2 protein-coding genes are annotated in these 7,027 nt (G+C 59.5%); both read left to right on the top strand.

Annotated features, from left to right (window positions below; genetic code table 11):
- Positions 1-23 precede the first annotated feature (23 nt).
- Entirely contained in the window at positions 24-5,198 is a 5,175-nt protein-coding gene (locus WCA10_RS03510) for an SDR family NAD(P)-dependent oxidoreductase (RefSeq protein WP_472821105.1), read from the top strand.
- 9 nt (positions 5,199-5,207) lie between these two features.
- On the top strand, positions 5,208-7,027 hold a 1,820-nt coding region (locus WCA10_RS03505), incomplete at its 3' end, for a type I polyketide synthase (protein WP_472821104.1).

The raw sequence follows: 7,027 nt of genomic DNA, 5'->3' as shown, positions 1-7,027 counted from the left end.
TGTCGGCACTGGGGGTCCTCTACGTGCACGGAGTCAGGATCGACTGGCAGGCATTCGACCACGACTACCCGCGACGACGCCTCGCCCTCCCTACCTATCCTTTCCAGCGCGAACGATTCTGGATTGAAAGTCCAAGTGCGACTTCGCCCGACGCAACGCCAGGAGCAGCAAACCTTGACCATATGGCAGGACATCCTTTGCTCGGGCGGGCCATTCTTTCGCCTCGCTTGACCGACATCGTGTATGAGGTTTCGCTTGGAACTTGGACACCAGCGTACCTGAATGATCATCGCATTTTCGGTGAAGCGGTTTTTCCCGCAACGGGTTATTTCGAGGCGGTCCGGGCGGCACTCGCGAAATTGAACGAGGGTGATTGCCAAATCGAGGAGATGGCTATCGAGGACGCGCTTGTCTTCCCGGAAACAGGAACGCGCACTTTACAACTGATCGTGTCGCCGGTCTCCGGGGAGACCAATGCCTACGCCTTCGAGTTTCAGAGCCTTGACGACCGGGCGCATTGGCGGCTCCATGCAGCCGGCATAGCCCGCGCGGTGCTTGAGGAGGGTGCTTCCCTTCCCGAGCCCCAACTGCCTGTTTTGAAGAGCTCGGAATGGCGGGAAGGTGCAGAGTTTTATAGGCATTTGCGAGCCAGGGGGTTGGAGTATGGCGAATCCTTTCGTGGTATCGCGCGGATCCGTTCACTAGATGGCATGGCCGAGGTCGTGCTCCGCCTGCCAGAAACACTGACGACACAGGCCGAGAGTCGCGTTCTGTATTGGCTGCATCCGGCGATATTCGACGCGGGCCTCCAAGCAGCGTTGTCTTGTTTGCCCAATGAGTCAGACGGCACCGAAGCAATTTACCTGCCCGTTGGGTTTCGGCGGATACACTTTCACGGGCCCGCCCGGGAGTTGCGCTCAGCACGGGCCAGGGTCCTCCAGGAAGAAGACAATTCTCTCACCGCTCAAGTGGAATTGTTGGATGGTTCCGGCAGGTTGATTGTCAGCATCCACGGATTGACTCTGCGGCCAGTAAGTCGAGCTGCCTTCGGTAACATCGGGCTGGATCAGAAAAAATCGCTTGAGGAGTTGCTGTATCGGCCGGCATGGCAAGCAAAGCCGTTAAAAAGCTCCGTATCATCGGGAAAGACTGCCTCGATTCGCACTCCCCTCGATCTTTCCACCGCGAACCTAAGTGCTCAGGCGGCGGACCGTTGGAAAGACCTGAGCGAGCAGCATTCTTTGTCGCAATACGGCACTCTCGCTCCCCAACTCGATGCCCTGTGCACCAGTTACGTGATGGCGGCGATGAAGAGCCTCGGGTGGGAACTCTCGCCAGGTCAGCGGCGTCGCTCCGACAGCCTGGCTGAAGAACTCAACGTAGTTCCAGCGCATCGGCGGATGTTGAACCGTGCCCTGGAAATGCTCGAAGAAGACGGCGTGCTCTTGCGTGAAGGCGCATTCTGGAACGTTCAGCGCGTGCCGCCGACGAGCGACCCAATCCGTCTATCCGAGCAGTTGATGAAGCAATGGCCAACGTGCCTGGCCGAGATTTCCATGACTGCCCGCTGCGGTGCGGCGTTGGCCGCCGTGTTCTGCGGCGCCCAGGATCCCATTGAATTGATTTTCCCTGCAGGTTCGCTGGAAGGTCTGGAGGCAATCTACCATCGTGCGCCGTTTGCGCGCGTCTATAACGGACTGGTCGCGGGAATCATCGCGGATGTCGTGGCGATGGCGCCCGCACATCGAAAATTTCGCGTGCTGGAGATCGGAGCTGGCACAGGTGGGACTACCGCCTTTGTGCTGCCTCATTTGCCGCGAGAACGGACGGAGTATATCTACACCGACGTTTCTCCCTTTTTCCTCGCCCGTGCCGAGGACCGGTTTGCGGAGTATCGCTTCGTCCAGTATCGCCTGCTCGATATCGACGAGGATCCGGATAAGCAAGGATTCCGTGGCGATAAGTTCGATATTGTTATCGCTTCAAACGTGCTGCACGCGACGATGAATCTGCGACAGACGATGCTTCGAGTCTCTGGACTCACTGCTCCTGGCGGATTGCTGGTCATGGTGGAAGGGATCAAACGCCAGCGTTGGGTTGACTTGATCTTCGGCCTGACGGAAGGCTGGTGGAAGTTCACCGATCACGAACTGAGAAATTCGTATCCGTTGCTTTCAATGTCGCAGTGGCGAACATTGCTTCCATCAGTCGGGTTTCCGGAAATCGCCACGGCGCCCGCAAATGAAAACGGGGGAGCCATCTTCGAGCAGATGGTCGTGTTGGCGAAACGGACCGCGGAAGACGAAGAAGGAACGCAGCAGGGGAATAGACCGCGCTGGCTCATTTTCGCCGATCCCAATGAACTGGCTATCCAGACCGCGGAGCGGCTCGAATCCGCGGGGTGCAAATGTCTCTTCGTTCGACCTGGGAAGACCTTCACGAAGTTGGCGGAAGGGCAATATGAACTCTCGCCGGCCAGTGAAGAAGACTACGGTGCGCTTTTACACACTGTTCTTGGCGAGGGTGGAACATGTGCAGGCATCGTCCATCTATGGTCGGTCGATGGTCCCGGGGTGGCGACGGCTCTCACAACCGAAGGGGTGGATCGGGCACAGGAGATCGGGTGCCGCAGCGTGCTGAATCTAGTGAAAGCTATGGTCGCATCGTGCGGTTCCGAGGCCCCGCGTCTCTGGCTTGTTACGCGTGGCGCGCAGCCGGACCCGACCGGAGCAGTCGACGTCGGAAACGCAACGATGCTGGGCCTGGGACGTGTAATCGCGGTGGAATATCCTGAATTCCTCTGCACAAGGATTGACCTTTCGGCCACCGCCACGGCCCAAGAAGCGGAACGTCTTCCCGAAGAATTGCTTTCGCCGGATGACGAGCGGGAAATCGCCTATCGCGGCAGTGAGCGGCACGGCCGCCGCTTGGATCGCCTGCTGAGGTGCGATTCACCGGCGCAAGCGCGGAAGCTAGTGATGTCGAGACCTGGCGAGCTCGATAGTTTGGCGTTCCAGACATCGGCAAGACGGCCACCCGGGCTCGGTGAAGTGGAAATTGAAGTCAGCGCAACCGGACTTAACTTCCGCGACTTACTGCTGGCGCTGGGAATGTATCCCGATCCGACCGCGCCTCTGGGTGGTGAATGTGCCGGGACTGTTTCAGCGTTGGGCCCTGGGGTCAAGGGACTGCGCATCGGTCAACCCGTGATGGCAATGGTTTCGAATAGCTTCGCCACCCACGCGGTGGCCGCCGCGGAAATGACCGTACCAAAACCCCAAAGGCTGTCTTTCGAAGAAGCCGCCGGCGTCCCTGCAGCCTTTCTCACCGCACATTACGCTCTGCACACGTTGGCGCGATTAAGCTCTGGCAATTCTGTGCTAATCCATTCGGCTGCAGGAGGAGTAGGGCTGGCTGCCGTGCAACTGGCGCGAAAAGCCCGCGCGATTGTCTTCGCCACGGCCGGAACAGAAGAAAAGCGGCGCTACCTCGCCTCGATCGGGGTAAACCATGTGATGGATTCGCGTACCACTGCTTTCGCAGAGGAAATCCTGAAAGCCACCGGCGGCCGGGGTGTGGACGTCGTTTTGAATAGCCTCTCCGGCGATGGAGTGGAAAGCAGCATCAGGGCCTTGGCGGACAACGGCCGCTTCGTTGAATTGGGCAAGCGGGATATCTGGAGTGAGACTCGCTTCCATGCCTTGCGGCCGCAGTCCCAATACTTCATCATTGACGTGGCGGCGGAGTGTGCGCGCAATCCCGAGAAATCAGGCCAGATCCTGCGCGAACTGGTGGCGGAGTTCGATGCCGGTGCATTGGTCCCGCTTCCCCGGCGGGTCTTCGATTGGAAGCAGGTTGGCGCGGCTTTCCGACTTATGTCAACCGCCGAGCACATCGGAAAGATCATCGTTACCCAGCGACCCACCGCCTGGCGCATGTCCGCCTTGGGCGCGCCTGCACTGCGCTCCGACGGAAGTTACCTGATTACTGGCGGCCTGGGTGGTCTCGGGTTGCTCATTGCCAGTTGGATGGTGGAGCGGGGTGCCCGTCATCTGCTGCTGCTCGGGCGTCATGCCCCGACGATGGCCGCTCGCGAAACAATCGAACGATTGGAAGCAAACGGCGCAACAGTTTCTATCGCCCAGGGCAACGTTTCGATCGAAGCGGACCTTGCGGCCGCGCTGAAGAAAGTTGCAATCGACATGCCGCCGTTGAGAGGAATCGTCCACGCCGCCGGAACTCTCGATGATGGAGCTTTGCATCGCCAGGAGTGGTCGCGCTTCCAGACGGTCATGGCTGCCAAGGTGTATGGCGCATTGAATCTGCACCGTCTTGTCAGTCACCTACAGCTCGACTTCTTCGTACTGTTTTCCTCCGCGGCCTCGATGCTGGGAACTCCCGGTCAGAGCAACCATGCGGCCGCAAATGCGTTCATGGACTCTCTGGCTCATCTGCGCCGAAGCTCCGGGCTGCCCTGCCTCGCCATCAACTGGGGCGTGTGGGCTCAGATCGGGGCGGCTGCCGAGCGCAATGTGGCGAGCCGTATGCCGATAACCGGCTTGCAGGCCATCTCGCCCCAGCAGGGTTTGGCGCTGTTTGAGATGTTGCTTGATCGCGGCGAGTGCCAGATCGGCGCGTTTGGGATGGATTGGCAGGCCTATGCTGCGGCTACGGCAGGTCACAAATTGGAATCGGAGCGCCTCGTCGGCTTCGCAGGTGCCAGATACCACGAAGAGTTGACACGAGGAGTGCCTACAAAGAGGAACGCGCAGGTGAGCGCGCCTTCCAACCATCTCGATCGGATTAAGCAAGCGCCGGCGAGTCAGCGACGCGCGATGCTTGCCCAGTTTGTGGAAGAGCGCGTAGTCAAGGCGCTGGGGCTCGATCCTGCACGGCCACCGGATCGAAGCCGCCCCTTGCAGGAACTCGGACTCGACTCTCTGCTTGCGGTCGAGTTGCGTAACGTGTTGAGCAACGGGCTCGGATTGACCCGGCGTTTGCCGGCAACACTCCTCTTCGATTACCCATCGATAGCGGCCATCACGGACTACCTCTTCAATGGACTGCTGCCGGTCGACGATGAAATGAAAATGACGACTGCTTCGGCGTCTGACGCTCAGGAAGAGTTGGCGGCAATCGCAGGACTCTCCGACGAGGAAGCAGAGGCCATACTGCTGGAAGAACTGAATGAAGACTGAGGTATGCGAATGACGGAAAAGCCCGCGTTGGAAGGCGATCTGTCCCCAGTGAAGCGCGCTCTATTCGAGCAGCGCAGACTGAAGGCAAAAGTCGAAGCGATGGAGCGGGAACGGGACGAGCCGATCGCCATCATCGGCCTGGGTTGCCGATTTCCTGGCGCCGACGGTCCCGAGGCGTTCTGGAATCTACTGATGAGCGGCACGGATGCCATTAGCGAGGTCCCTGCCGATCGCTGGGACATCAATGCAGTCTACGATCCTGACCCCGATGCGCCTGGGCGGGTGAGCAGCCGCTGGGGAGGCTTCCTGAACAGGGTGGACCTATTCGATCCACACCTGTTTGGCATTTCGCCGCGCGAGGCGGAGACTATGGATCCGCAACAGCGCCTGGCGCTCGAGGTTGCCTGGGAGGCGCTTGAGAACGCTGCTCAGCCGTTCGACAAGTTGGCGGGAAGCGTGACCGGCGTGTACCTCGGGATCGGCACAAGCGACTATCTACAGTTGCACGCCGGCATGGATGACTTAAAGCGGATCGATGCATACCTGGCAACTGGCAACTCGCACAGCGTGGCTGCTGGGCGGTTGTCCTATGTGCTCGGTCTCCAGGGACCAAGCTTGTCCGTCGACACGGCGTGCTCCAGTTCGCTGGTTGCGGTGCACCTGGCTTGTCAGAGCTTGCGTGCTGGCGACTGCCGGATGGCGTTGGCTGGTGGTGTAAACACCATTTTGTGGATCGACAATACGATTAGCCTGTCGAAAGCCCACATGTTGGCGCCCGACGGACGCTGCAAGACGTTCGACGCTGCGGCTGATGGATTTGTGCGCTCCGAGGGCTCTGGGATCGTCGTGCTAAAGCGTCTTTCGCATGCCGAGGCAGACGGGGACCGCATCGTTGCCTTGATTCTGGGTAGCGCTTGCAACCAGGATGGGCGAAGCAGCGGGCTAACCGCGCCGAATGGCCCGTCGCAAGAGGCGGTGATGCGGCAAGCGCTCCACCGCGCGCGACTCGAACCAGCGGAGATAGGTTACGTAGAAGCTCATGGCACTGGAACATCGCTCGGCGATCCGATTGAAGTACAGGCGCTTGGAAATGTACTTTGCAGAGATCGCCGCGACGGTGATTCACTCATCATCGGTTCGGTAAAGACAAACGTTGGCCATCTCGAAGCGGCCGCGGGTGTCGCCGGGCTCATCAAGGCTGCCCTGTGCGTGGAGCGCGGAAAGATTCCACCTCACCTTCACTTCAAAACGCCGAATCCACATATCGCGTGGGAAGACTATGCCTTGTCCGTTCCGACCACAGCGATTGAGTGGGATACTGGACACCCGCGCATCGCCAGTGTGAGCGCTTTTGGTTTCAGCGGAACGAACGCCCACTTGATCGTGGGCCAAGCGCCAGAACTCCGGGAAAAATCCCTCGAAATTGCGCGACCGGGCCATCTTCTGGTTCTATCTGCGCAAAGCGAGGGAGCCCTCAGAGAATTAGCTGCCCGCCATTTGCACTATCTCGCAAGGAATGGGGGCACAGATGTGGCCGACCTGTGCTTCACGTTAAATACGGGAAGGGCACATCTGAACGAACGCGCTGCCCTGACGGCGACGTCGGCCAAAGAGCTATCCGCCAAGCTTAAGAGCCTCTCGACAGGCAGTGAGGCGGGCACGGATGCCCGAGGTGAATTCACCGAGGCGGCTGAGCCGGAGTTGGCTTTTTTGTTTACCGGCCAAGGCTCGCAGTATGTAGGGATGGGACGTCAGCTTTACGATACGCAGCCGACTTTCCGTCGTGCCCTGGACGAGTGTGCGGAACTGTTGTCGCCGCATCTTGATCA

This window comes from Occallatibacter sp., from assembly GCF_049582745.1.
GTDB lineage: Bacteria > Acidobacteriota > Terriglobia > Terriglobales > Acidobacteriaceae > Telmatobacter.
Note: the sequence above shows the minus strand (reverse complement) of the source record. Positions and strands in the feature narration are given on the sequence as shown.